The 25,036-nt window shown below is 37.7% G+C and carries 28 protein-coding genes; 4 read left to right on the top strand and 24 right to left on the bottom strand.

All coding sequences use genetic code 11. The features are described from left to right. Positions 1 to 370: 370 nt before the first annotated feature. The 3 genes from AC3A54_RS05745 to AC3A54_RS05735 form a co-directional block, all read right to left on the bottom strand. Positions 371 to 1,504 (bottom strand): DUF6946 family protein, encoded by a 1,134-nt coding sequence (locus AC3A54_RS05745; protein ID WP_487653691.1) that lies wholly within the window; start codon positions 1,502 to 1,504, stop codon positions 371 to 373. A gap of 49 nt (positions 1,505 to 1,553) precedes the next feature. Continuing rightward, complete coding sequence (locus AC3A54_RS05740; RefSeq protein WP_487653690.1) at positions 1,554 to 1,790, bottom strand: hypothetical protein; 237 nt, start codon at positions 1,788 to 1,790, stop codon at positions 1,554 to 1,556. 129 nt (positions 1,791 to 1,919) lie between these two features. Next, positions 1,920 to 3,245, bottom strand: a complete 1,326-nt coding sequence (locus tag AC3A54_RS05735; protein WP_487653689.1) for a hypothetical protein — start codon at positions 3,243 to 3,245, stop codon at positions 1,920 to 1,922. 211 nt (positions 3,246 to 3,456) lie between these two features. On the opposite strand from AC3A54_RS05735, the gene AC3A54_RS05730 reads away from it, so the two are divergent. Further along, positions 3,457 to 3,699, top strand: a complete 243-nt coding sequence (locus AC3A54_RS05730; protein WP_487653688.1) for a glutaredoxin family protein — start codon at positions 3,457 to 3,459, stop codon at positions 3,697 to 3,699. Positions 3,700 to 3,808: 109 nt separating this feature from the next. Here AC3A54_RS05730 and nadR read toward each other — a convergent pair whose 3' ends face one another. From nadR to AC3A54_RS05715, 3 genes are read right to left on the bottom strand one after another with little or no spacing between them, the layout of a single operon-like run. Further along, on the bottom strand, positions 3,809 to 4,837 hold the full coding sequence (gene nadR / locus AC3A54_RS05725) for a multifunctional transcriptional regulator/nicotinamide-nucleotide adenylyltransferase/ribosylnicotinamide kinase NadR (RefSeq protein WP_487653687.1): 1,029 nt from the start codon (positions 4,835 to 4,837) through the stop codon (positions 3,809 to 3,811). Beyond that, entirely contained in the window at positions 4,838 to 5,533 is a 696-nt protein-coding gene (gene pnuC, locus AC3A54_RS05720) for a nicotinamide riboside transporter PnuC (protein WP_487653686.1), read from the bottom strand. A 13-nt stretch (positions 5,534 to 5,546) separates the two neighbouring features. Beyond that, a complete protein-coding gene (locus AC3A54_RS05715) occupies positions 5,547 to 6,317 on the bottom strand; it encodes an NUDIX domain-containing protein (RefSeq protein ID WP_487653685.1) in 771 nt (256 codons plus the stop codon). 243 nt (positions 6,318 to 6,560) lie between these two features. On the opposite strand from AC3A54_RS05715, the gene AC3A54_RS05710 reads away from it, so the two are divergent. Beyond that, the gene (locus AC3A54_RS05710) at positions 6,561 to 7,964 is read left to right on the top strand and encodes an AAA family ATPase (RefSeq protein WP_487653684.1); all 1,404 of its coding nucleotides are present in this window, start codon (positions 6,561 to 6,563) and stop codon (positions 7,962 to 7,964) included. 277 nt (positions 7,965 to 8,241) lie between these two features. On the opposite strand, the gene AC3A54_RS05705 is transcribed toward AC3A54_RS05710, so the two are convergent. The 7 genes from AC3A54_RS05705 to spxA all read right to left on the bottom strand — a co-directional run bounded on the left by AC3A54_RS05705 (position 8,242) and on the right by spxA (position 12,027). Next, positions 8,242 to 8,469: a hypothetical protein gene (locus AC3A54_RS05705; protein ID WP_487653683.1), complete on the bottom strand. Its 228-nt coding sequence runs from the start codon at positions 8,467 to 8,469 to the stop codon at positions 8,242 to 8,244. A 326-nt stretch (positions 8,470 to 8,795) separates the two neighbouring features. Further along, positions 8,796 to 9,203: a hypothetical protein gene (locus AC3A54_RS05700; RefSeq protein WP_487653682.1), complete on the bottom strand. Its 408-nt coding sequence runs from the start codon at positions 9,201 to 9,203 to the stop codon at positions 8,796 to 8,798. Next, complete coding sequence (locus AC3A54_RS05695; protein WP_487653681.1) at positions 9,190 to 10,056, bottom strand: ParA family protein; 867 nt, start codon at positions 10,054 to 10,056, stop codon at positions 9,190 to 9,192. The genes AC3A54_RS05700 and AC3A54_RS05695 overlap by 14 nt, the downstream gene beginning before the upstream one ends. Before the next feature lie 420 nt (positions 10,057 to 10,476). Continuing rightward, the gene (locus tag AC3A54_RS05690; protein ID WP_487653680.1) at positions 10,477 to 10,815 is read right to left on the bottom strand and encodes an IDEAL domain-containing protein; all 339 of its coding nucleotides are present in this window, start codon (positions 10,813 to 10,815) and stop codon (positions 10,477 to 10,479) included. Positions 10,816 to 10,918: 103 nt separating this feature from the next. After that, positions 10,919 to 11,332 (bottom strand): RrF2 family transcriptional regulator, encoded by a 414-nt coding sequence (locus AC3A54_RS05685; RefSeq protein ID WP_487653679.1) that lies wholly within the window; start codon positions 11,330 to 11,332, stop codon positions 10,919 to 10,921. Positions 11,333 to 11,471: 139 nt separating this feature from the next. Then, the gene (locus AC3A54_RS05680; RefSeq protein ID WP_308079419.1) at positions 11,472 to 11,606 is read right to left on the bottom strand and encodes a BA3454 family stress response protein; all 135 of its coding nucleotides are present in this window, start codon (positions 11,604 to 11,606) and stop codon (positions 11,472 to 11,474) included. 25 nt (positions 11,607 to 11,631) lie between these two features. Further along, positions 11,632 to 12,027 (bottom strand): transcriptional regulator SpxA, encoded by a 396-nt coding sequence (spxA, locus tag AC3A54_RS05675; protein ID WP_487653678.1) that lies wholly within the window; start codon positions 12,025 to 12,027, stop codon positions 11,632 to 11,634. Positions 12,028 to 12,387: 360 nt separating this feature from the next. On the opposite strand from spxA, the gene AC3A54_RS05670 reads away from it, so the two are divergent. Both AC3A54_RS05670 and AC3A54_RS05665 read left to right on the top strand, forming a co-directional pair. After that, positions 12,388 to 12,672 (top strand): DUF3219 family protein, encoded by a 285-nt coding sequence (locus AC3A54_RS05670; protein ID WP_487653677.1) that lies wholly within the window; start codon positions 12,388 to 12,390, stop codon positions 12,670 to 12,672. A gap of 18 nt (positions 12,673 to 12,690) precedes the next feature. After that, positions 12,691 to 13,686: an LLM class flavin-dependent oxidoreductase gene (locus AC3A54_RS05665; RefSeq protein ID WP_487653676.1), complete on the top strand. Its 996-nt coding sequence runs from the start codon at positions 12,691 to 12,693 to the stop codon at positions 13,684 to 13,686. A 170-nt stretch (positions 13,687 to 13,856) separates the two neighbouring features. Here AC3A54_RS05665 and AC3A54_RS05660 read toward each other — a convergent pair whose 3' ends face one another. From AC3A54_RS05660 to AC3A54_RS05610, 11 genes are all read right to left on the bottom strand, one after another. After that, complete coding sequence (locus tag AC3A54_RS05660) at positions 13,857 to 14,177, bottom strand: ribonuclease E inhibitor RraB (RefSeq protein ID WP_487653675.1); 321 nt, start codon at positions 14,175 to 14,177, stop codon at positions 13,857 to 13,859. A 127-nt stretch (positions 14,178 to 14,304) separates the two neighbouring features. After that, entirely contained in the window at positions 14,305 to 15,675 is a 1,371-nt protein-coding gene (locus AC3A54_RS05655; RefSeq protein ID WP_487653674.1) for a dipeptidase, read from the bottom strand. Positions 15,676 to 15,829: 154 nt separating this feature from the next. Beyond that, complete coding sequence (locus AC3A54_RS05650; protein WP_487653673.1) at positions 15,830 to 16,213, bottom strand: J domain-containing protein; 384 nt, start codon at positions 16,211 to 16,213, stop codon at positions 15,830 to 15,832. 201 nt (positions 16,214 to 16,414) lie between these two features. After that, the gene (locus tag AC3A54_RS05645; RefSeq protein ID WP_487653672.1) at positions 16,415 to 17,152 is read right to left on the bottom strand and encodes an SDR family oxidoreductase; all 738 of its coding nucleotides are present in this window, start codon (positions 17,150 to 17,152) and stop codon (positions 16,415 to 16,417) included. After that, entirely contained in the window at positions 17,145 to 18,905 is a 1,761-nt protein-coding gene (locus AC3A54_RS05640) for a M28 family peptidase (protein ID WP_487653671.1), read from the bottom strand. Before AC3A54_RS05640 ends, AC3A54_RS05645 begins: the two co-directional genes overlap by 8 nt. 114 nt (positions 18,906 to 19,019) lie before the next feature. Continuing rightward, positions 19,020 to 19,556 (bottom strand): GNAT family N-acetyltransferase, encoded by a 537-nt coding sequence (locus AC3A54_RS05635; protein ID WP_487653670.1) that lies wholly within the window; start codon positions 19,554 to 19,556, stop codon positions 19,020 to 19,022. Positions 19,557 to 19,634: 78 nt separating this feature from the next. Further along, positions 19,635 to 20,909 (bottom strand): hypothetical protein, encoded by a 1,275-nt coding sequence (locus AC3A54_RS05630; RefSeq protein ID WP_487653669.1) that lies wholly within the window; start codon positions 20,907 to 20,909, stop codon positions 19,635 to 19,637. After that, positions 20,893 to 21,618 carry a creatininase family protein gene (locus tag AC3A54_RS05625; RefSeq protein ID WP_487653668.1) on the bottom strand — a complete coding sequence of 242 codons (726 nt, stop codon included), beginning with the start codon at positions 21,616 to 21,618 and terminating at the stop codon, positions 20,893 to 20,895. Before AC3A54_RS05625 ends, AC3A54_RS05630 begins: the two co-directional genes overlap by 17 nt. 14 nt (positions 21,619 to 21,632) lie before the next feature. Further along, positions 21,633 to 22,772, bottom strand: coding sequence for a M20 family metallopeptidase (locus AC3A54_RS05620; protein ID WP_487653667.1), 1,140 nt, complete (start codon positions 22,770 to 22,772; stop codon positions 21,633 to 21,635). Further along, entirely contained in the window at positions 22,765 to 24,084 is a 1,320-nt protein-coding gene (locus AC3A54_RS05615; RefSeq protein WP_487653666.1) for an amidase, read from the bottom strand. The genes AC3A54_RS05620 and AC3A54_RS05615 overlap by 8 nt, the downstream gene beginning before the upstream one ends. 1 nt (position 24,085) lies before the next feature. Beyond that, a complete protein-coding gene (locus AC3A54_RS05610) occupies positions 24,086 to 25,027 on the bottom strand; it encodes a M14 family metallopeptidase (RefSeq protein WP_487653665.1) in 942 nt (313 codons plus the stop codon). Positions 25,028 to 25,036: the final 9 nt, after the last annotated feature.

The following is a 25,036-nucleotide window of genomic DNA, read 5'->3' as shown; positions in this document are numbered from 1 at the left end:
AGCCCTTTATCAGTTTTCCAATCCTTTATCGAAACTTTAAATCTTTCTAAGTTATTCATTGCACTTCGTAAACTAACTCCCCCTCACATAATTTTAAGACGAGAAAAAAGTGTCGCTTCAACGCTGAAACGGCACTTCTTTTCGTAAGTAATTGTACACCCTGGATCTTAATAAGTTCAGGTCATGTATAAATGTTAAATAATAATTGCATAAAAATCATAATATATATATCTTTGGGAAGCATGTGTTTACAACTGTAACCTGTAAGATAGCAGACTACTCATTCATAAATCCGTATCAATTGAATGAAAATAATGTAGTAGAGAAAATCAAAAAAAAGAAAAATAACCGTCGGGAACTATTTAAACTACTATTTCTGCAATCTCATTTCATACGCTCTATCTATAAAGCTAGTAATTTGCTCCAAATTATTTACCCATTCTAACCTAATATAGACTTCACCAGGGGTTAGTCTCGTATGATCAGATTCTTCATACTTATGACCAAGTAAATAATCTAACTCCTTTTGTATTTTCTTAGCTGTTTCTGTGTGGAGTTTTTTCCCTAGATGAAGGACAAAGCATACTTTCCTTGCTTCAGTTATTGTTGCGAATTTATATGATCCTTTTTTACTTACATAGCCTATACAATCTGTTCGAATCCCTTTTTTATATCGAATATGATAATCTTCGACTTCATCCTTATATGAACTTCTTCTATAAATATAATCATCGATTTCTTTAGCTAGCAATCTAGCTTTGCCTGTTTTAAACAAACTATAAAAATACTCTTTTGGTTTGGTAACTAAATTTTGATCGATTTCTCCCTTAACTGCCAATCCATCAGTCACCCAACCAAAATAAAGATTCACTCCATTTAATTGCACTGGGCGGACAATTCCATTCTTCATTGGAGATAAATGGAAGAGTTCCACAAACTCTGCATAGTCTTCATACCATTTACCACTCTCACTAAATGAATGAACTAGCATAAGTGCATTCTTTGCATTAACATTCTTTGCCTCAATTAATGCAGATGCAGCCCTATGTAGTAGTTGGTACCTTTTATTTAGTAAGCTCCCCTCTTGTACACCCAGTAGATTAAGCAAGTAATCCAACCTTATTCTTTTACCATCACTAGGATTATCACCTAACCAGGCTGCTACCGTTTCTCCAAAAGGTTCTGAAACTTTACCTTCCACCATTATCGTTAAAAGTTCGTTATTTGCCTTTGCAAGTACATAAAGATCATTTTGTGAGTTTGTGTTGCCTCCTGGTAAAGAAACTTTATACTCAGGAAACCCATACAATACTTCTACATTGTTAAAAAGAGGAAGCTTACTGTGTTTGAATGCTTTTTCTACACAATATGGTAACCTCCCAGCCTGTTCCCAACAATTAGCTAATTCATAAGCAGAATACCCTTCTTTCCAATGCTTATCTGGATCCGCAAGGAAATCTCTCCAGGAAATTGCCCCATCCGAAGGAACAAAAAATTTGGTCATTTTTTCACCTCTTAGTATTTTTGAAGAATTGTTATTCTATTTCTATAAATTAATAATTTTTTGAAGAAAGATAGTGTTCAATCGTCTTCTTATATGTTTTCCAATCCTTATAACGTTCTTGTACTTTCCCTTCCAGAACTGAATCAATATGTTTTTCCTCTTTATAAATCCCATCACGACGCATGTTTTCAAGTCTATTAATATACTGTTTCACTGATATATCCTTTAATTTCTTTTCGCCGCTTTTTAACAAATGTTTCTTCATTAAATAATCTTTAAATTCCACAAGTTCACCCCTCCAAACATTTTAAAATTGATAACTTCCATTAGATAACGAAATGGAAGTTATATGCGTTCTGCCACAGTTTTCTAGCTAAGCTTTTCAAAAATTAAAACATTACGAGATTTTATTTAATTACTTAACCTCAACTAATAATGCTTGAAAAAGTTTATTCTTTTTACCACCTAATTCAAGATATTGGTTCCAATTCATCTTATATGAATTAGAGAGTAGGATAGGTTTTTCACGACCGGCAGTTGTTCCTTTAGAGGCTTCCTCTTTCCAAGCACATATTCCTTTTACGACGTTTCCATTATGTATATGAAATGCTTCATCAACAGAATTCTGTTTTTTAGGGTATTGCCAATATAAACGATCGTTTGTTATCAATAGTGCGTAACCTTTTATACCAGGTCTGTTTTGTACTATCCTTTCAATTTTTCCAAGGTCCCTTAAGTAATCATATCTAGAAATATCCTGAGCTCCTTGATTTTTCAAGTGAATGTGATTACCTTCATAAACTGTTTGAAGTAAAGCTGTCTTATATCTAACCTCTATCGCCATAATTTCGGTTCCTTTTACTGCCCATATATCTATTTTGTCATTATCTATTGTGCTGTTTAACTGAACTTGGTAGCCGATTTGATGTAAATGATTTGCAATTTTATCTCTTAAATCTCTTTGAGAGGTTGGAATCTCACCCCTTTTAGAAAATGCTAAAAACCATGATGGACTTTCTAGAGAACTACTTAGTTGTTCAGGTTCTATGTCATCGCTATTCATTTGCAAACTCTCTTTAATATTTATTTCACTATCATGTTGGGATTGATTATTATTTACCTGTTGCATTAAGTAAAAAAAGTGACTTCTATTATCTAAGTTTAATTGACTGTATTTTTCCCAACGCATATCATAATTTCCTTTTAAATGAATTGGTACTTCACGACCCTTCATAGTCCCTATCCCTGTCTCTTCTGCCCAAAACAATTGACCACCCAATTGGATTCCATCATGAATACGGAAATTTCTATCAACTGTTTTTATTTCTTGATAAGGGTTTGAGTAATAGGACTTATCGTTTGTAAGAAAAATAAGAATTCCTTCGTCAGCCACACCAGCAGCAACCATTTCCTCTAGCCGTTGTAAATCTTTTAACACATCGTATCTCCCTATGTCTTGGGCACCCTGGTTATTTAAATTAAACTCTTCCCCATCAATTGAACATGTATAAGATAGAGTTTTGTATTTTAGCTCAATAGCATATTTACGTCCCTTATAAATACATAATATATCCAAATACACTTTCCTAGCTGCACCAAACACTTTTGTTTCTAGTCGAATTTTAGAATCCGGATAATATTCTCGAATCTCCCATGCCAATGACTGCTGAAAATCAGCTTCTGCGTGAAAAATTGGTCTCTTTTGAGAAAGAGATTTTAGTACTCTTTTAATATTAAGCATATAAATATTCCCCCCATTTAAAAACATAAGGACCCTTACCTTTTTTATTCAATATTCGACAAAAGGAAAATAAACCCTTTTATAAAAATGAAGCGCATAAAAAAGTTTGGGATACCCTAAGCTAACCCTCCTTTATTAATAAGTTAAGTTAGTTGCACCCAAGGACCGTCCACATGCTACAATAACTTTAATGAAATGGAGGTTATTAAATATGAAAAAAGTAATTATTTATACTCAAGAAACATGCCCGCCTTGCCATGCGGAAAAACTATGGTTCAAAGAAAATGGAATTGAATTTGAAAATAGAGATATACGTATAAACGATCAATTCCTCCAAGAAGTTATTGCACTAGGTGCTGCGGCTACACCAGTAACTATTATTAAAGACGGAGACACTGAGGAAGTGGTCATGGGGTTTGATCAATCGAAGTTGGCTGAACTTTTAGGGATATAAAAAGCTGGCGAACAGTGACTGTCACTGTTCGCCAGTTTTGTCTTTTTGTAATTTTGTTCCCAATTGGAAAATCCCCCAGGACCTTCCTTATTTGATTGAAAGCAGATTATTATTTGTCTCCCCATAACAACTTATCAACCAACTTCATTGCACCTTTTAATCTGTTTTCATAGCTTCCATTTAATAGTTGGTACTCAATGTTATGCTCCTTTAACAATGCCTTTAAGTGGCGATTGTTTTGGTCTCTGACTGTTTCCTCTCCATGCACTCTTAACCCATCATCCACCCATTTCACATCGGGTTCAAGGAATAGCCAAAGGGCGTAATCTTGTAGTTTGGCAATTTCATCGAGCACCGGTTGATGCTCGTCATTGTAAAGATTTGAGTAAAACTGGGTAACGATGGCTTCCGTATCAATAAAAACTAGTTTATTTGCCTGTTCAATAGCCTTAAATTCTTCCATTTTATGACCATAGGCAATCCTTTGATAATCTTCCGAAACTAAGATACCATCACAGCCGCCTAATTCTTCACATAAGGTTCGGCCATATTCAGAAACATAGGTTGTATTGTATATTTTCGCGAGGTTTCTTGTTAGGGTTGATTTCCCGCAGCTTTCTGTACCAACCACTACGATTTTTTTTACAAAATAAGGTCTAACAATAGTAGGGATAAACTCCCAATGCCTAAAAACACCTTCCTTACGAATGGCAGTAGCCGAAATGTTCACATGCGTACGCATCGGGTCAATCAGTATGTGTTTGGAAGTTGGATATAACTCTTTAAAAATATCATTATATCCATTTTCAGAACTAAAGACGTAATCAATCGGCTTTCCTATTTTCTGTTTTATGAGGTGAGCACCTTCTGCCCAGTTGTAGTTGTCAGTATCTTGATCATCTTCAATCGCTATTACTTTTACATGCGGCATATCTTTTGTTAATTGGGAAAGCCAGCGCAATCGAATGTTAGCTGGGATATAATCCATTTTTGTATCCAGGCAGAGCTCACTGTCTCGTATTTCGCTATGTGATAAAATAACGTACAGTTCATCCACCATGGATGAAGCACAGGTGATGGCATACACATGGCCAAGATGTAGTGGAAGGAATTTTCCTCCGATAAATCCAACTGTCATTTACGCCACCTCCTGCACTTGTTTGATCGATAACTTTCTCCAGTTGATATACCCGTAAATGCTGTTTACCAGGAATGCTGACCACATGACTAACATGGAGAAATCATTCCCACCTTGCGTAACGAGAGCAGTTACCCATAGGAAAATGGATAGGACGTTTACAGCAATCCATAATAGCCATTGTTCTGTATAGCGTTTTAACATCAAGATTTGTGCTGCAATCGATAATACATTTGTGGCGGAATCCGTCCAAACAATGTTGCCACCGAGGAATTTTAAGAAGAATCCATATAACACTGTAAGAATTAACATCAATAATATGGTATAAAGCCACCCATTTTTTGTGAGGCCTTTAACGATTACATCTTCGCCTTTCACTCCATGATCGGTTTTGTTCTTTTTCCACAGATAAATCCCGATGAATTGCACTGGGAAGTAAAACAGCGCATTGAGCATTACCTCTCCGTACAAACCATAACCGTAGGCAATATAAGCATAGGTTCCTGTTTGAATGATCCCAAAGTAATAGTTTGATATTTTCCCCTTCGCTACTAAAACCACGCACAGCATTCCGGTTATTGATGAAATTAGGCCGATGAGTGAGTCTTCCCAAGCAAAAAATAAATAGATGTTAACCATAGTGAAGGTAAGCAGCCAGATGATTTCAAATCGTGACCAATTTTTAAATATCCCCATTTTACGCTCTCCCTTAACCTTGTAGTTTATTTCTATAAACAGATACAATCGGTTGTTTCTCATTAAACCGGTAAAGCTGTGCAGGCGTTTTCGAATAGCGATTTGATTTTTTCAGCTTTCCGTTTTCTGATACCGCTTCAATAAACGGTAATGTTGGGGCCTTCCTGAAAAACGCCGCATCTGTCGATATTGATGGATCATCTAAAACGGTTAATAAAACACCTTGTAATTCAGAAAGGACGAACTCTTCCGGGAGAAAGTGCTTTGCCAATGTAGTTAGCGCCATATCCTTACGAATAAACCAAATGGCATCATCAATAATTTTACGATGGTCAAACGCAAGGTCGAGTTCTAGTGCTTCCTCTATTGAAAATAGTTTAATATCTGCAGCATCATATGTTGTTTTACGACTGTTTAAGGCAGATTCCTTCGCAATGACATAATGAGCATTGGAGATGATCCATCCCCTACTATCACGATTGGGTTCATCGTAGACACCAAAATGTTTGATCCGTAAACCACCGACACCTGTTTCCTCGAGTAGCCTACGCTCTGCCGCTTGGAATGCTGTCTCGTCTTGGCGGACAAAACCACCTGGTAATGCCCACTTCCCTGCTTCGACGTTTGGATTGCCTTCATGATCGTGTTCACTTCGTTTAATCAGCATGATTTTCAATGTTTTTCGTGGCGGCTTATACTCACCAATCATCTCAGATGTGATCGTAAATACAGCTATATCGCTGGTATAACCATCTGGAGTTTTAAATTTATTGTTTGTTTCCATTTTTACCACCTCTTTATTTAACATTTTGTTAATTGTTAATTACAATATATTCCTTTACCGCTTGTTTTGTCAACAATATTTTCCATTTGGCCATAGGGACGGTTCTGGTAGTTTTTTAACCATGAAAATGGCGAACAGTGAAAGTCACTGTTCGCCAATCTTAATTACTATTTGTAAATATTTCCTTTATTCCAGTAATCTGTAATAATATGTATATCTATATGTTAACTAAGGGATGATTTTATGTTCATTACTCATATTGAACTAACTAATTTTAAGTGTCACACTAGTTCGAGCTTTACTTTTGGAAAAGTAAATCATTTTTTTGGAGATAATTATGCTGGGAAATCTTCCATTGGAGAGGCTATCGTTTTTTGCCTATACGGTAATACCAAACATGGACATAAATCCTTTGTTAAAGAATATCTCCAAGAAGGAAAAACGTCCATGCGGGTTCAAGTGAAATTACTAGTGAATAATGAGGAATACATAATAGTCAGAACGATGAATTCAAGAGGAACCACAAATGTATTCATTGGAAACGAGGGAGCAGATGAAAAAAGAATAAAAAACCTGATTGGTGATTTCCAATCCTACACTTATTGCTTTTTCCCAGACATTTTTCCTGAAGAAGAAAAGAATACTGCTAGATCCTTCTTAATTGATAAACTCATTCCAAATAAAAAGGATTTAGAAGAGTATGAACGTGAAAAGAACAACCTTCTTAAACAACAAAAAAGAGTTAGTTCTTCTATTACTTTTTACGAGGGACAAAAAGCTGTACTAAAAAAACAACTAGAATCTTTTCCTACTATTCAAAACTTAGACATTACTTTCCCTGAAAATATATTGGTAAAGAAACAACAGCTGAATGAAGAGCTTTTTTCCATCCAAACACAAATTGATAAATTGATTCAAGTAGGGGCTAATCACAAGGCTAATTTGGTTACTTGTAAGGAAAAACTCCAGGAACTTGAGACAGCTGATCAAGCCCCTAAAGAATATTGCCCTACTTGTCATCAAAAGCTTCCTGAAAGTCAACTCCATTCTGTTCGATTAATTGACCAGGAGAAAAAAAGTAAGTTAAATGATGAAATACGAGCATTGGAATTAAAATTAGAGATTGAAAAGCGAGATTACCAGGAATTATCGAGACAAAAAGTTATAATAGAAACAGAGTTAAAGGATCTCGACAACCGCTATCCTCCCCATGAAAAAAATGATATGGCTGTCCAGCAATTAAGCGAAGTAGAAATAAGATTAACTGAACTTAGACAAAAGAAAAATTCATTAGCTAAAGAATTAAATCAGATAAAACATCAGATGGGTGAATTGACCAATAATTATCAAGGTCAGATAAACCAGAACCTAGCAGACACTAGAATTATATTATTTAAGCAGCTAAAAAATGGGGAATTTCGTCCAGATTTCAAGATTACCTATAAGACCAGGCCTTACAGAGTGCTCTCAAATAGTGAAAAAGTAAGGTGTATGCTCGAAATCATTAGAATACTTAATATAAATGCAAATTATCCTATTTTTCTTGATAACCTTGAGAGCATCACCCATCTAAATGCTCCAGAAACTCAAGTTATCACCGCTACAGTAAAAAAAGGAATGCCGCTTACTTTGAAAACTAAAGCTTAGGGTGCTGGCGAACTGTACAGTCACTGTTCGCCAGCAATCCGTTCCGGTCTTGTATAAATATTGGAAGCATGATTGCAGAGAAAACCAACATTTGAAATATGTAGATTTTCGCTGCCCTAAGAGCTAATACGTTCAGAACAATTCCGCATCCTTATTCCACAAGCATTACAACAATATTATGGACAACTCCAAATACAGATGGTTAAACTACTTATGTTATTGCAGGAATAAAATATGTAGTAACAAAATAAAAAAAGCTGATAAACCTCAGCTTCTTTTAAATATGAACATATTTTTCTTCCATGAATTCTTTCAATAACACCATTGCTTTTGATTTGTTTTCCATTTCCAGAATTTCCTTTAATCTTGAAGTTCTTTGCAAAAACTCAGTTGTCATATCAACTAATTCATTATAATACTCACTATCTTCTACCACTTCGGCTGAATAACTCAGAGCTGAAGAATAAGCATTCGCTAATATTGATTTTGGTGATTCAATTGTCATTTTTCAATCCCCCCATTAGGTAATATATATATATTCAATAATTGAGAGGTATTTTCCTTCCAAAACGTTCTTTATAAAGAATTTTTTCTTCGCGTTTTTGATCCTTATACTCCACACCATGCATATTAAGATTTTTCCGAGCACTTTTAATGATAGATCAGCCATTACAGCAGTTAATAGAATTTCTACAATTCAGGAAGTTTTAATATAACCCCGATATCTAGTGTTCATACAATTGTTTACATAATATTATTATCCTTTCAATTTAAGTATTTAAACCTTCATCCTTCCACCACAATCCTCAATAGAAAGTTTTACGGAACTGCCTATTGCTTGAAAAATACTTCTCCTTTTGACATCTGTTTACCTATTGTTTCCACTATATGTTTGATTATCTTCTCTTTTAATCTCCATCTTCTTACCTTCTGTGCTGGGTCTAGACCATTTTCTACTACTATTCTTTTCAAATCTTTCAAATCTAAGGGTTCGAGAAATTCTAATAGGCCATGAGGGCCATCCTTTTGATACATTTCAAAAATATTCATATCGTAGTTTTTTGAGATGGCCTGTGAAGATTTTTTCTTTTTCTTCGTATTTTTTATGTCATTAGATCTTTCATCTAAACAGCTGAGTATACTTTTTGTGAATTCGTCATCTTCTTCAATCTTTTTGGCAATTGTTTTAAATACCTCTGCAATTAGCTTCCTAATATTTGGATCATTATAATCTAACATAGTGACAAAACTCCTCAGTTATTTGCGAAAACGCTTCGAATAGAGAGGACCCTGATGAACCATATTTTTGTTTTAATGTATTTATCCCATCTGCTTCAAAATGAGTCGCATCAGCCGCTTTGGAAGCAAGAGGAATTCTGGTTTCAAAAAGCCTAGGCAACTCTCCAGCAGCTGCTTTTGTTTGCATTTTCATTAAGGTAGTTTGGTGCCTGGTTACGTTGGAGCGATACATGGAAGCGATGATACCAAGGGCTTGAACGTCTGATTCTGTTCTTCTATTAAAACTATTAACGCTTGAAATTATTTGTGGGATTCCGTAAGTAGACAAATGATCAGGAATAGTGGGAATTAGGTAATAATCACTTATATTTAATCCATTTTGTGTGACAAGTCCTAAATTCGGAGGACAATCAATCAAAACGTAATCATAATTTTTTATGTAGTCATTTACAGACCGTTTTAGTACATCAATCGGACGAATTAATGCAGTTTGGCCAATATTAATTAAACGATCCTGAATTTGAACGAAGTCCAAACTTGATGGCAATAAATGCAAATTTGACAATCCTCCATAAAGGTTAGAACATCCTTGTACAACTGAGCTTTCTAAGTCAAAATCGCTGGTATCATCTATCTTGTCTTTAAATAAATGAAATAATGTTCTATTAGAACTATTCCTCAATGCCCATTCATCTTCTCCTATCAAGGAGACCGTCGAGTTTGTTTGTGGGTCCAAATCAATGACTAAGACTTTATACTCTTTTTCAACAACTAAAAACTCAGCCAAGCCAACGGTAAGAGTAGTCTTTCCCACACCCCCTTTAAGGTTAATAATACTTATAACTTTAGACATACTAACTCCCCCATTCTAAGTAGCATGTCATAAATATATTCATAGATATTTTGTCCCATTTCATACAAATATGGAGTTTCTGATAAGACAGTAATTCCATAGGACGAAAAAAAGCACCGCTTCAATTGATGAAACGGCACTTCATTAAGTAAGAGATTGAACACCCTGAACCTCAATACGATCAGGTCGTGTATAAAGTATTTACTGAATGATTGCAGAGAAAACCAACAGTTATAAAATGTAGCTCTTCCGCTAGCATTAGAGCCAATTCGGTCAGAGCTAATTTAGATAGAACAATGCCGCACCCTTTTTCCACAAGCGTGACAACAATGCGAACAGTGACTAGCACTGTTCACCCTGTTCGCTATTTTAATGATTTTATTGTCTGCCATTGTCTGGCCCATTTTATATAAAGAAGTGTTATTCCATTTCATTAACAAGCTGCTTCATTACGTTTAACTCGGAAGAAAGTTCCTTAAACCATTCCTTATCCCCTGTTGATAAGGCCAAGTCTATGAGAAATTCTATTTGTACCTTGTTTGTCACATTCGAAACCGGTAGTCGTTTAACCCGTTTGCTTAAAACTGGGATTGTTTTTCCAATCGTTTCATTATTGTCGCTAGTTACAACCGTTACTTTTACTAATCCTTCAGGAATATTAGGTGACAGTGATTCTATATAACCAATGATTAATTCCCCGTCCCGTGATTCTCCCTTAATCCAATCGCCTGGTTGTAAGATGGTATTAATGGACAACATACGTCTCACCTTCTTTATTTATTCTTAGTTTCATCCAATTAGATATACCCACTAGATAAATCTGTAATTTTTTTTATTACATTTCAATTAAAGAGATCTGCGGTCAAAGCCGCTTACTAACGAGATTGACAACCTCTTTCATGGTATAATCCTTTAAATATTCACCCAGATGTTCTTCCGCACCTAAGAAAATGCTGCATAAAACACTTTGCATATTGGCGCCGACAATACACTCATGATTCGATTCAGGACACTTAGGCTGGAGAGCACCTTCTGAAGTAATCTTATATATATCCCAAAGGTTCACTTTATTTAGATCAAGCGCAAAAATAAATCCTCCGCCAGTTCCCTCTTTGGATTTAATAAATTCATGTTTTTTTAACAAACTCAGCACTTTTCGAATCCGCACTGGATGGACGCCGGCACTTTCTGAAATAGCATCACTTGTTGACATCCGGTCCGGCTGTAGCGCAAGATAAGTCAAACTATGAATGGCAAGGGTAAAATTACTATTCATGTTCTTGCCTCCTAAGAAATGAAACGACACATACCTTAATACTATTGTGTGCATCTTTTCAATATTAATGACGTACTGTAATAGTATACATTACAGATTATCTTGTCAAACATTAGGGTTTTCAAGGTTAGTGACTAATTTAAATATCCCATTGTTTTTTGACTTGTTCCTCGGCTAACCGTTGAATGTTTTCCCATGCTGTATCTTTTTTCACAATAACATTGGTGTTGTAATTTTTTTCTTTATAATTAACAGTTACGAATACTTCGATCATTCCTTTTTCCTCCTTTAAAAAACCATTAATTTGCCGCTTTTTGCAATTCGTTGTACAAGTATGTGCGAACCTTTCGAGGCAGAAAACTACGAATTTCGTCCTCGTTATAGCCCACCTGTAATCTTTTTTCATCCTGAATAATTGGCCGGCGTACCATTTTAGGATTCTCCATTATTAAGGTATAGAGTTCATTTAGCGAAAGAGATTCAATATCTATATTTAATTCCTGAAAAGTTTTTGAATTAGTTGAAATAATTTCGCTAGTCCCCTCTTCCGTTAAGCGAAGAATCGATTTAATCTCATCGACTGTTAGCGGATTAGCTAAAATATTTCTTTCGATATAGTCAATTGGGTGTTCCTCAAGCCAAGCTTTCGCTTTTCGACAAGATGTACAGCTAGGGGTTGTATAAAGAGTTACCATCCTTATTCACTCTCCTTAATATTTGTTGGAAAATATACGGTATAATACCTTACTTGGTTATTGGGTATTTACCCCGAAATTAGGCGATAAAACCTCACAGTTATTATTAAGCTGCTGAGTTATCGCTTCTTTATTAAATGTAATAAAAAAAATTACAGTTTATATACTGTAAATTTAATCGTTACAGTTAAAAATGTCAACAGTAAAATTTATAATATTTTTATTTAGTTTTTTAAATTCTTCTTTTTTAACATACATTAACTAAATACTTGAAACTGATTTTTATAATCCGTTTGATTTGCTCCACTATTGGATCAATGCTATTATTTTTCATACAAACTTCATAAGGGAATGATTTTTATGGTAAAAGAAATAATCTTAAATGATACATCGATTCATGTAGACCATTATAAAGAAGAGACAGACGATGGTTTACATAATATTATTATTATTTTCAAAGTGACGAGTGAGAAATATCATGACATTACGACACTGTTATACGAAGGCGTCTTTGATGTAAACGTTCCTGAAAGAGGTTTAGCGTTTAGAGGAAAAATTCAGCAATATTCCACTTCCATTACAAACTTATATGAAAAAGAACAGGTTGGAGATTTTACATTATCATTGCGCGAAGTGAAAAATTAAGAAAGAAGGCATAGATTAGTGAAATTAAGTATATTAGATCAGTCACCCATCTCTTCTGATCAAACTGCTAGTGATGCGTTGAATGAATCTGTGAAGCTAGCGCAAGCTGGTGAAGCGCTAGGGTATTCGCGGTATTGGATTGCCGAACATCATGATCTTACTGGACTTGCCTGCTCTGCCCCTGAAGTGATGCTTAGTTATATTGGAGTCCATACAAAACAGATCCGGATCGGCTCCGGGGCTGTCTTATTGCCGCATTATAAACCCTATAAAGTGGCAGAAGTTTACAATATGCTGGCTACATTATTTCCGGATCGCATCGATATTGGCATTGGCCGTGCACCCGGCGGTTCTGCTGAAGCCACTAATGCCTTATCAGATAACTTTTTACAACAGGTATGGAAAATGCCAAATTTAGTGGAAGAACTGCTTCATTTTCTCCATGATGATTTTCCTGAAGATCATGAGTTTTCAAAAATCACGGCCTCGCCAATGCCACAAGTGCCACCAATGCCGTGGATCCTTGGCACAAGTAAAAAAAGTGCTTTACTTGCAGCTAAAAATGGTTTGGCTTATGCATTTGGTCAGTTTATGAGCGAAAATAACGGAGCCGCTATCATTGAACAATATTTAGATGCATTTGAACCAAAGAAACACGGTCCATTTCCTCAAGTATTGTTAACAGTTTCCGCGATTTGTGCAGAAACTACGGAAAAAGCAGAAGAGATTGCGTTGAGTTCACTTATTTGGGCCATTCAAAAAGATAAAGGTGAAGGCAAATATGTTCCTTCTATGGAAGAAGCTAAGAATTATGAACTTAATGAAAAAGAAAGAGAAAAATTAGTGCAAATGAAACAAAATATGATTGTGGGCAATCCGCAAGAGGTCGGTAAGAAACTTTATCAGTTACAAGCTGAATTTAAGACGGATGAAATCATGTTGGTGACGATTACTCACTCTCCGAAGGACCGCATGGAATCTTATAGACTAATTGCAGCAGAAGTGCTTTCATAATTTTTAATAAAAACAATTTTTTCAAATTAGTTATAACCCCCTCATAATTTGGAAACATAAGGGGGTTTTTACATTTCATTCTATAATGCTAATTGCCACTAAAATTTCATTGAGAAGTTTAGCCTTCCGTTTTTTCATAAGATAGTGTCACTAGAATGCATCACTGCTCTCTAATCAACAAAAACGCCCCAACCATCGGAATAACCACCATATGGTTTACTTAAATCGTCTAATTCCTTCTGGATCTTAATTATTTGATTATAATTTAATACCATTCTTTGAGAACAACTACATGCCCACTCATCCGTTTCGTCATCTTGTTCTAAGAAACAATTGTAGCCTTCTCCTTTAAGTACTTGCGATAATTTTTCACCGGTGGCTTGATCCGGTACCGCTACAAAAAATTCGACAGATTGGGGTTTCTTAAAATTCACTCCATCTTTAAATAGACTTTGCAATGCCTGTCCATCAGCATCATTTGGAAATTTCATTGTTTTCCTCCATATTCTAGTACATACAATGGTGTCATTGTAATTCAATTATTTCTTTTTTACTAATGATCGTTTTAAGATTTTATAGATTTGGTGAACGATTCTTCTAGTAGTGACCGGCACTATTTTACTTATTAAGAAGACCTAAAAAGGAACAAATAGTTAAGATTCCTTTATCAAAGTTTTCTAGGTTAAAGTGTTCGTTTGGTGCATGAAGATTTTCGTCTGGCAAACCAAATCCCATTAAGACAACAGGCGCATGTAGGGAATGACTGAAATCCGATACAATTGGAATCGAACCACCTTCTCTTTTGTAAACAGGCGCTTTCCCATATACGGTTTCATATGCTGCTGCCGCTTTTTGAATCATCGGACTATCAATCGGCGTTAAAAATGGATTACCCGTATCTTGCAAGGTCACATTCACCGTGCATCCTTTTGGTGCATGTTCTTCCAGGTGCTTTTTAATTAATCCCTGAATTTTTACCGGGTTTTGATTATGGACAAGACGGCAGGTAATTTTCGCATGGGCCTCGTTCGGGATGACTGTTTTTGTCCCTTCTCCCTGAAATCCTCCCCATAACCCATTTATTTCTAATGTTGGACGTGAATTAATTCTTTCAGAATAAGGAAAATCGTTCTTTTCTCCTCCCGTTAATTCCGTTAACCCTAATGTTTGTTTTAGCTTCTCTTCATTGAAATCTAATGCTTTAATTTGTTCCTTTTCAAATTCGGTGAGTTCCACTACATCATCATAGAAATGTTCAACCTTTACTTTTCCGTTTTCGTCATGAAGTGTAGAAAGAAGCTTTACCAATAGATGGTTGGCATTTTGAACTCCACCGCCATACATGCCGGAATGCAAATCAGAGTTAGCGGTTTTTAGTGAAAATTCTAATGCACAAAGACCTCTTAAAGAATAGGTAATCGCAGGTACGCCCCTGTCCCACATATCTGAATCAGAAATGACAACTACATCACAGGCTAATTTCTCTTTGTTTTCGGCTAAAAATGGCGGAAGATGAGGACTTCCGATTTCTTCTTCCCCTTCTATACAAAATTTAACGTTTACTGGTAATTTACCTTCTGATTTTAATAATGTTTCCACTGCTTTTATATGTAAGAATGTTTGGCCCTTGTCGTCAGTTGCCCCTCTTGCATAAATCTTTTGATCACGAATCGTCGGTTCAAATGGAGGCGTTTCCCATAGATGAACAGGATCAACAGGCTGCACGTCGTAATGCCCATATACTAAGACGGTTGGGGCATTTTCTTGATGAAGCCAGTCGGCATACACAATAGGATGACCTTTAGTCTGGATGATTTCAACGTGTTCCATTCCAATGGATTCTAGCTTTTTGGCAATCCAAGACGCTGCTTTTTGAATATCCTCTTTATGCTCGGATAAAGAGCTAATGCTTGGAATTCTTAGTAAATCTTTTAATTCCTCGACATTTTGAGTATGTTCACTGGATACTAATTCTGATAATTGACTCATGTTCTCACCTTTTCTCGTTTATTTTCAATTGAATTGACTTTAGATGTTATGTATTCTTTGGTCTCTTTTAGTTTGAACAAAAACCATTTATTTTTCCAGTAATTAATTAAATATTTTCAATGATATTGCTTTGGTTGAACACCACAGGAACATTTTACTTCCTCTTTTTATTTAGATAAACTCCAATTAAAATAAGAGACGCATTTAAGGTTACAGATGATAAACTAAACTGTTTTCGAGTTTTACTCTTTATCTTTACGATTTTTATACTAGGATTCGTTTTAGCTGCAGATTCCTGTTTTTGATTAAGTGTTTTGTCATGTGCTTCATTAAAAAATAAATTGTCATACCTCTTTCTTTTTTCACCATTTTTAAGAACTTCATATGCTTCTCTCACTCTTTTAAACTGTTCAGCATTCCCTTTTACTTTATCTGGATGTACTTCCTTTACCTTTTTTCGATAAGCTTCTTTAATCTCAAAAAATGTTGCATCATAGGGTACATCTAAAATACGATAGTAATTACCAATGGATCCCATGATTTCCACCCTCTTTCGGTTTAAATAGCTTTATCTTCCGTTTTAATCTTTCCAAAATAGTATTCTTGTTTTATATTAAATATTCGTATTTTAAGACCAGGACCAAAGGGATTGTTCTGGTGGTTTTTTAGACATTAAATGGGCGATAAGAATAAAAATAACAAAAACAAGTGTCAGGCACTATGTGGTGCCTGACACTTGTCAACCTTGGTTGGTGGGACGGATAATGATTTCGTTAACGGCAACGGAAGGTGGTTGCGAAAGTGCGAAATATACAGCATTGGCGATGTCTTCGCTTTTAATAGAAGGGAGGTCGGGATTCTCAAATATAGGTCTTACTTCAGCATCCGCTATTAAGTCAGGAAGCTCGGTATCAACGACTCCGGGTGAAATGGTCGTTGTTCTGATTTGTGTTTTTACCAATTCTTTTGCTAATCCTTCCATGATGACCCTTGCTGCAAACTTTGTTGCACAATAAACAGTCCCTGATGGAAAAATGCCATGACCGGCTACCGAAGACGTCGTGATGATGTGACCGCTATTTCTTTCCAACATATGTGGGAGGACCGCACCCACACCATGTAGTACTCCTTTAATATTGACATCAATCATTTGATCCCATTCTTCTACTCTACCGTTTTTCATATAAGAAAGAGGCATAATACCTGCGTTATTAAAGAGCACATCAATTTGGCCGTAGGTTTCAAGAGTAAATGACACTAACTCCTCCACATTTTTTCGAGAGGTTACATCGGTCACTTTATAGACGGCACTTCCACCTAATGATCTGATTTCCTCCGCCAATTCTACTAACCGAGCTTCCCTTCTAGCAGCTAAAACAACCTTGGCACCTTCCTGCGCTAGTTTTTTCGCTGTTGACCTGCCAATCCCACTGCTTGCCCCTGTTATAATAACAACTTTGTTATTGAGTTCAGACATGCTCCCCACTCCTATTCTTCACTAAAGATATTAGTTGTTCGCTATCCAAGATCGCTTGTTTCAATAAATAATTGACCTTATTGATTTGTCGATTAATCGAGGTTCTCAATAAGTAGAATTCATGTGAATTTTCTTCTACCTCTGAAAGCTTATAGATGGATGACAGCATCGGAATCGGCAGCATTCCTGCAGCCGCATCATGCTCAAAGCGATCCACCCCCACATAATTTAGTGGGATGAGAGAACGGGATATAGCCAACAAATGTTTATTTACTTGTTTAGTAGATTCAACCGTGTAACTTCCCTTTTCTTTTAAAAGTTGAAACTCTTCAAGTACCTTTTCCAGCTTGTTTAAGCGCTCCATAGTGATATCCAGGCTGATTCGGTTTCCAGCAGCTTCCTGATAGTCTGCTATGATTTGCTTTAATTCGTTTGCTGCTGCCAGTTGATTGATTGGTAGAATAGAATCGGTCAACACTTTAAAAATCGAAAGCGCGTAAATCTCACAATCACGCTTTAAGACAACTGGGTCAATTTTATCAATCGTGTCTTCAACCGTATGCCACCACCAGCCAAAGCCGCCTGCTTTCTTCCCGTGGAAAACCTTAAACACCTTCTGTGATTTAGGATCATCGGATAGTTCTTGTTCTGACATTCCCATAAACAATGATGGAACACCAGCTCCCCAGAAGGACTGATCAGCATATTTCCCATAACGGCTTCCTATAAATTCTTGTCCTGCAACCTGTTTGACATAATGGGTAGCAATGTCTTTTGTTTCAGCCATACAGTTACTTTCACTTAGAATGGAAGCTCCCTTTCCCCCAACGGAATCAATATAAAAATACATGACACAGTTTTCATGGATGTCTTCCCAATGCTGGTCGGCATAGGCCTGGGATCCAGCGTACCTGCCATGAGAATGCCCGGACCAAAAGGCAAATCTTATGGACCGTTTTAAATGTGTATGGAATTTAGAAAGAACTCTCGCCACCTCGAGCATAGTGGCATTTGCGGATCCATTATCCATCGCCCCGTAATGCCAGGAATCGATATGGCCACTGAATAGGACGAAATGGTCAGGCTCAATACTACTCTTTATTTCTGCTGTTAACGTTGGGATCGGTGTCCATTTTGTTTCAACGGATGTATGTAATTCTACTTGGTTCATTCCGCTTTCAATTAACTGACGCAACTTTAATCCATCCGCATCATTGATAGAAATAACCGGAATCTCCGGCATCTGGTCGATGTTTGTTTCTGATGGACTCCCCCAAACCGTAGAGACAATCATTTCGTGTGTTAGAGGACCATTGATAAAAATAACAGCAGCAGCACCGGCTTTTTCTAATTCTTTTAAAATAAATGGAGATGCAATACCTTCAACAATTGGAATGCTTGCTTTTTCTACTGAATGAGTATCATTGGAAAATTCCCCTAGATAAACTGGTTTTCCCACTATTCCTTCTTTTGGTGTACTCGGTGCCATTGCGTGTGTGATACAAGGGATATCGAGATCACCGGCAATTAGCTGCGCCTCTTTCGGCAGAGAGATATAGGCATCGTGAAATGACAATTTTGTATCCAAACCAAAGCTTTCTAACGTTTTTTTGGCATATTGAAACGCTCTAAGTTCTTCTTCAGAACCCGATAACCGAACCTCTTTAGCCATTTCCTTATTAAATTCAATTAGTTTGTTCGCATCAATTTCCTGTAGTATTTCCTTTTCAATTGAACTAAGTTGTTCCGTCACTTTTGACACCACCTAATTCTCTTTAGAGTTTGACTCTGTTAAAATTTCCTGTTGAATTCCGCTCCAAACAACAGGGTGTAAAAATCAACACTGTTCTTTAACACAGCCTAGAATTTAAAACTCCCTTGCCCGCCATTCACGTTCCAAGATGCTCATTTCATAATAACTCCAATAATCTTCCCCAATCTTGCAGGCTTCACGGATAACTCCTTCCGTAGTAAATCCCGCTTTTTCATACAATTTAATAGCGGACACATTAAAATCAAAGACAGCCAGGCTTACCTTGTGAAGCTTTTCTTGTTCAAAAGCGATTCTTAATAGTTCTTTTACCATTAATAGTCCGATTCCCTTACCATGCATCGTGCTATCACCAACTAGCACACGACACATCCGTGCTGTACCATTTTCACGATTAATACTGCCAAGCGAAATATGACCAATTGCTTTCCCAGATTCAAGATGTATCACTTTAAACGCTAACACATCTGAGTCTGCAGAATTTGCATTTTCACTATAACGTAGCAGCTGATCAACCGTTAAAGGATGCTTCATGCTGAGCCCTGACCATTGCAGTAAAAACTGTGGACTATCTCCTATCCATTCCATCAACTGAGGAATATCCTCACGACCAAAAAACTCTAATTTAATCATGATCATCTACCTCTTTTTCTACAAGTCCAATAGAGGTGAAGACCTTATAAAAAGAACTTCACCTTCATAATCACCCATTTATTGATTTAGAGTATCAAAAGCATTAAAAGGTTTTCCATTTAGCTCACTGATTGCCTTAATAAACGTATTCGTAGTGTGAGGAGTATCGTAAAGAATGGAGAAATACTCCTTACGTTTTTCTTTTGGTGTTTCTTTATAGGCATTCCCCACCATCCACCGGCCGTAGAAATAGCAAGGGAAGTATGTTTTCTGTACAGGGTCTGAGAAGAAACGGAACGCATTATTGGCTTCAATTTCTGTAATCCCGCCGCGGTTGATCATATAATGAACCGCTTCCTCCTTGGATACATGACCAAGGTTATACATATAGCAGGCGTTCGTCGTGAACATCCGTTGGTAGTCTAAATAATTTCTTGCTAACAAATATTGTTCTTTTTGCTTATCGGAAACATTGGGTGTCTCCTCGTTCACATCATCCCATCCTAGAAAACTTAATGCCGTTTCCGGACCACCTTCAAATAAAGCATTTGTCGGACTATTAATAAGGTAATAGGAGGCTTCTAGTGGAAGTTTCCCCTGTAAAAATAAGTAATCCCACCTGCAATAAAATGCTTGATGCCCAGGATATCCTTCATGCGTCATGATTTGGGCAAGTATGGGCTCTGTCCACGGACGATCAATATTAAACGTTAAGTTTCCGCGGAAATTACCGGTATATTTAGAATACCCACTCCAGAACACGCCACGAATGGGTCTGATCCAATCAATCCCATCCTCTTCCGGAAGGCCAATCACTTTTTGTAATGTCCCTTGTTTACTGTTTTCACGGAAGTTTTCTGCAACAGTTGTGACCTCTTCAGGATTAATCAGGGTATCGGTACGCCATGCACCTGCTTTTTCTATTAAGTTTCCTTTGTAGCCGAGATCTGTTAACCCTTTATCCACCAACTCTTTCGCATGTTCAAGCTGGGCGTCTGTAATCAAGACGGAAGGCAGTTCCTGGATGTTCGCAATTAATTCTCCGTATGGAACCTGGTCACCTTGAAGACTCCGGGCAAAATAGCGGAAAGCATTCACCATGGACCGTAGATACTCACCTTCATGCCCTACAATTGGTTGGAGGGCCGGCTCTACCTCATCGATGGCTCTTCCGATTTCGTCAAATGTCGCCAACGAAGGTTTTACCTCACTATAGCTGGCGGTTGCTACTTCCGTAGAATAAAGCTTTTGTGCTTGTTCATTTAAGCTCACAACGATATCCACAATCTTTTCACCAATTGGGGCATCCGTCCATCTTAACAACTGTTGTCCTTCTTTAGTTAATTGATTCATACGAAACCCTCCATAATTCATTAATGTCTGCTAGCACAAGCTCAAGCATCATTTGATATAAGCGTTCGCCTTTTTCTGCTGTTGCAGCTCCTGCGTTTCCGAGGTAGCCATCCTTAAACAACTGTTTGCCTCCATTAGCAACCTTGATTTTTGGATTCAGCTTTATTTGATGATTCCCCGCGAGTGTAGGATCCGCCAACTTCTCATCAATCGCTAGAATCAAAGAGGTTTCATCCTCCCCACCGTGACCTGGACCGTTGGTAATCTCTAGAATTTGTTCACGGTAATCGACCCACCAATTAATGGTCAAAACCCTCATACCTAAATCTGCTAATTTTTCAGCAACAGTCGTTAAACTGGGAATGTTCCCCCCATGACCGTTAAAAAGAATAATCTGTTTAAAGCCATTTCTATAAAACTCTTTTCCAATTTCATAGACATATTGCGAAAAGGCTTCAGCTGAGACGTCAATTGTACCTTCAAATGGGGCAAGTCCCCATGAATGTCCATAGGCAACCTCTGGAGCCATGATGACACGGTCTCCGATGACACGGTCGAGGCGGCGGACAAATTCACGTGGAATCCATACATCCGTCCCCAACGAACAATGCGGCCCATGCATCTCAATCATACCGATGGGTAACAGGACGGTATCCACCTTTTTTCTAACCTCTTTATACTTTGTGGCCGTTAAATCCATCATGTACATTTCATTCACCCTTCCTATTTGTTCGCGTATTTATAAATAATTTCCGCTAATAAGGCGGCCCTATAAGGGAGATTAGCTAAATCTACATGCTCATTTTCTGAGTGAGCTCCCTCTCCAACCGGTCCAAGTCCATCAATGGTTGGAATTCCAAGTCCTGCCGTAAAGTTTCCATCACTCGCTCCACCAGAGGAACCTTCCCTTAAGTCATATCCATGGGAGGCTGCGATTTGTTTCAAATCTTCGTATAATTGGATAACCGCATCTGTACGTTCAAGAGGATACCGCTCTATTTTTCCCATTACCTTTGTCTTGGTACCTTCAACAAAAGTAGGACGGTTGAGGAGTCTTTCCGTCAGTGGTTCAGCCTGTGATCTTTTGGTAATCCGGACGTCGATTTCTGCTGTTGCTTCTTTTGCAATGACATTACAACGAGTACCGCCTTTAATCACTCCAACATTGATGGATATTCCTTCGTCTCTGTTGGCTAATTTCTTCAAATCAAGAATTTGATGGGTTAGTTCTTCAATGGCACTTGCCCCATCCCAAGCATTGATACCGGCATGGGCAGAGATTCCCTCAATCTCTAACAGGAATTGTCCTGCTCCTTTTCGCTCAGTTTTCACCGCTCCATGGGGACCGATACTTGATTCTGGTACAAACACGACAGAGCTTTTCTTCGCTTCTTCCATAATGATTTCCCTGGAATACTCACTTCCGATTTCTTCATCTGTTGTGACAAGGAAGGTTACATTCCGCTTCAAGTCAGCACCTGTCTCTTTTAATGCTTTAAGAGCCCAAAGTGTAATTGTTAGCCCGCCCTTCATATCAAAAACACCGGGACCATAGAGGATGTTACCTTCCTGTCTAATTTTTAGTGCTCCTTGATCCCAAACCGTATCCATATGGCCGATGACCAGGATCTGGTCCTGCTCTTCTTCTGTCCCATATGTAAATTTATATTGATTGCCGACCTCTGCTTTTTCTATTACCTCAATTGAGCCGCCAATCAATTGTTCGAATTCAGCCCTTAACACGTTTCCGCATTGGTCTACCAAGGCTTTTGTATGGGAAGGAGACTCTGCTTTTGTCAGCTTTAGTAATGTTTCCGTAATGGAGAAATGTTGTTCTCTTAAGTAGTTTAAAATCTTAGACATTTGTCTTGTTTCCTTTCTTTAACAGTGCTTCTATTTTTATAGCTTTTTTTAGAAGACCTTTATCGTCACCGAGTCTACCCACTAATTGAATGCCAATCGGCAGACCTTCCTTTGAAAAACCAGCTTGAATGGTCACAGCCGGATGTCCTGAAACATTAAAAATCCCGGTAAATTTCATTTCATTGTCTTCTTCAAGAGCAGGGTCTTCTGCTGGTGCCGGATAAGGAACGGTAGGCATCACTAAGAGGTCCACTCCCTCTAACACTTGATTAATATCATTCTGAGCATAGGTTACCTCTTGTTTTGCTTTTAAGTAATTAAGAGAAAAGTGACTTAACCCCGTTTCTATTTGTTTGAATGTCAGCGGTGCATAGTCCACCTTTCTTGAGTGCCATTTCTCATGAATCAACGCCGCTTCTGGTAGAAGAACATTCATCACGATTTCTTCTGTTCTATGAAAATACGTAAGGTCAATTTCCTTCACACGCCAGTTGAGGTTTTCCAACTGTGTTAACACCTCTGTATAAACAGCTAACACATCGTCCTCAACACCCATCATTTCTTTAGATGAGAGAATGCCAACCACGACCACTTCTCTTTCATGTTGCGCATGAAGATTTGGAACAAGCGCATCCATAACCACTAGTAAGTCTTCTGCACTTTTCGCTAATGGCCCAGCATGATCGAGGGAGGGTGATAACGGAAATACCCCTTCAAGGGAAAGCAATCCGTAGGTTGGTTTCAATCCAGCTATCCCGCAATAGGCTGCCGGTATTCGAATCGAGCCGCCTGTATCGGAACCTAGTGAAAAGTAACCGAGACCCGCAGCTACAGAAGCGGCTGAACCGCCGCTTGAACCACCCGCCGTTTTTGTTACATCATAAGGGTTATTGGTTTGACCATACTCAGGGTTCACAATGCCATAAGCAAACTCAAGCATATTTGTTTTCCCAAGGAGAATGGCCCCAAAGCTTTGGAGATGTTTTACCAATGGTGCAGTAGTTTTTGGAATATGATTCTTTAATATAATTGAGCCGCACGTGGTCCTTATTCCCTCTGTATCAAAAAGATCCTTTACACTAAAGGGAATGCCGCAAAGGATATGAACTTCCTTTTTTTGTAAAAATATTTTTTCAGCCTTTTCTGCCTCAGCCATCGACTCTGTTTCAAGTACGGTAATAAAACTATTAAGTGCTGGCTCCAGCTTTTGATACCGATCAAAGATGTTCCGAACCATTTCCACTGGGGACAATTCTAGTTTTCGATATAAATCTGCCACTTCCAAAATGGATAGCTCATACCACTTTTTCATCTTAATCACCGATCGCCAGCAATGGGTCTTTGACATTAATGGCAAGGGATGTCACTAAAAACAGGACCACTCCAGACGTTCCCGCGTAGTACTCCTTGAGCGTTTCTCCAAATTCATCGGCAATTCTGCCGATACATTCCCCTTCCTCTACCTGCTGACCGATTTCTACATTTGGATACCACAAGCCTGTAAAGTCGGCAAACGACCAATCAAACGTGTTTAATTGCCTGGTTGAACTATTGGTTACTTCGCCTTCCATTACGCCTATTGAGCGAAGAGCATTTTTCGTTCCTTCTTGAAGAAGGTAGGATTGGTTACGATCTAATATCCCCTGCTGGCCTGCCTCAGCAATGATCGCCACTTTTCCTTGATAAGCAGCCGAGCTATAGGTAGAACCGCCAACTTGACCAGTTGAGCCAACCACATACTCAATACCAAACAGAGAAGCTAGCAATCTAGATTGCTCTGTCAGATTTCGATCCTCGGTTACTTGGTAGATGGTAAAGGGAACGAGTGCTTCAATCATATCGCCGCCATGAAGGTCAATTACGTAATCAACAGACCCGATTGCGGTTTCATTCAGGCAATACGCTAATCTTTCTGACGCAGTACCATCTGATTTTCCAGGAAAAACCCTGTTAAGATTCTTTTGGTCTTTCGGGTGAACATAGATACTTCTAGCATAAAAAGCCTCTGGATTCACTATTGGAATAATGGCCACCTTCCCTTTGACATCCTTTGCTTCAAGTCCTCGTGCTAACTCTAAGGCCGCATCAATTGATGTATATTCACAGCCGTGTATTCCTCCAAGAATAAGTACTGTTGGTCCTTCTGTCTTCCCATTAATTAGAAAAGCAGCCAATTTTTCTTCTATTATTGAAAACTCAAGATATCCTTTTACTTTTTCTCCCCTAGCAGCCTGAAGGTTCCCAAATTCCCACATTCTTATCCT

This window comes from Neobacillus sp. Soil_C_43, assembly GCF_057656715.1.
This window is presented reverse-complemented; position numbering and strand designations above follow the sequence as displayed.

Bases quoted from the DNA above. Each gene is read 5' to 3' on its own strand.
- AC3A54_RS05745 (WP_487653691.1), bottom strand. From the start codon at position 1,504: ATGACCAAATTTTTTGTTCCTTCGGATGGGGCAATTTCCTGGAGAGAT.
- AC3A54_RS05735 (WP_487653689.1), bottom strand. From the start codon at position 3,245: ATGCTTAATATTAAAAGAGTACTAAAATCTCTTTCTCAAAAGAGACCA.
- AC3A54_RS05730 (WP_487653688.1), top strand. From the start codon at position 3,457: ATGAAAAAAGTAATTATTTATACTCAAGAAACATGCCCGCCTTGCCAT.
- nadR (WP_487653687.1), bottom strand. From the start codon at position 4,837: ATGACAGTTGGATTTATCGGAGGAAAATTCCTTCCACTACATCTTGGC.
- pnuC (WP_487653686.1), bottom strand. From the start codon at position 5,533: ATGGGGATATTTAAAAATTGGTCACGATTTGAAATCATCTGGCTGCTT.
- AC3A54_RS05715 (WP_487653685.1), bottom strand. From the start codon at position 6,317: ATGGAAACAAACAATAAATTTAAAACTCCAGATGGTTATACCAGCGAT.
- AC3A54_RS05710 (WP_487653684.1), top strand. From the start codon at position 6,561: ATGTTCATTACTCATATTGAACTAACTAATTTTAAGTGTCACACTAGT.
- AC3A54_RS05705 (WP_487653683.1), bottom strand. From the start codon at position 8,469: ATGACAATTGAATCACCAAAATCAATATTAGCGAATGCTTATTCTTCA.
- AC3A54_RS05700 (WP_487653682.1), bottom strand. From the start codon at position 9,203: ATGTTAGATTATAATGATCCAAATATTAGGAAGCTAATTGCAGAGGTA.
- AC3A54_RS05695 (WP_487653681.1), bottom strand. From the start codon at position 10,056: ATGTCTAAAGTTATAAGTATTATTAACCTTAAAGGGGGTGTGGGAAAG.
- AC3A54_RS05690 (WP_487653680.1), bottom strand. From the start codon at position 10,815: ATGTTGTCCATTAATACCATCTTACAACCAGGCGATTGGATTAAGGGA.
- AC3A54_RS05685 (WP_487653679.1), bottom strand. From the start codon at position 11,332: ATGAATAGTAATTTTACCCTTGCCATTCATAGTTTGACTTATCTTGCG.
- AC3A54_RS05680 (WP_308079419.1), bottom strand. From the start codon at position 11,606: ATGATCGAAGTATTCGTAACTGTTAATTATAAAGAAAAAAATTACAAC.
- spxA (WP_487653678.1), bottom strand. From the start codon at position 12,027: ATGGTAACTCTTTATACAACCCCTAGCTGTACATCTTGTCGAAAAGCG.
- AC3A54_RS05670 (WP_487653677.1), top strand. From the start codon at position 12,388: ATGGTAAAAGAAATAATCTTAAATGATACATCGATTCATGTAGACCAT.
- AC3A54_RS05660 (WP_487653675.1), bottom strand. From the start codon at position 14,177: ATGAAATTTCCAAATGATGCTGATGGACAGGCATTGCAAAGTCTATTT.
- AC3A54_RS05655 (WP_487653674.1), bottom strand. From the start codon at position 15,675: ATGAGTCAATTATCAGAATTAGTATCCAGTGAACATACTCAAAATGTC.
- AC3A54_RS05650 (WP_487653673.1), bottom strand. From the start codon at position 16,213: ATGGGATCCATTGGTAATTACTATCGTATTTTAGATGTACCCTATGAT.
- AC3A54_RS05645 (WP_487653672.1), bottom strand. From the start codon at position 17,152: ATGTCTGAACTCAATAACAAAGTTGTTATTATAACAGGGGCAAGCAGT.
- AC3A54_RS05635 (WP_487653670.1), bottom strand. From the start codon at position 19,556: ATGATTAAATTAGAGTTTTTTGGTCGTGAGGATATTCCTCAGTTGATG.
- AC3A54_RS05630 (WP_487653669.1), bottom strand. From the start codon at position 20,909: ATGAATCAATTAACTAAAGAAGGACAACAGTTGTTAAGATGGACGGAT.
- AC3A54_RS05625 (WP_487653668.1), bottom strand. From the start codon at position 21,618: ATGTACATGATGGATTTAACGGCCACAAAGTATAAAGAGGTTAGAAAA.
- AC3A54_RS05620 (WP_487653667.1), bottom strand. From the start codon at position 22,772: ATGTCTAAGATTTTAAACTACTTAAGAGAACAACATTTCTCCATTACG.
- AC3A54_RS05615 (WP_487653666.1), bottom strand. From the start codon at position 24,084: ATGAAAAAGTGGTATGAGCTATCCATTTTGGAAGTGGCAGATTTATAT.
- AC3A54_RS05610 (WP_487653665.1), bottom strand. From the start codon at position 25,027: ATGTGGGAATTTGGGAACCTTCAGGCTGCTAGGGGAGAAAAAGTAAAA.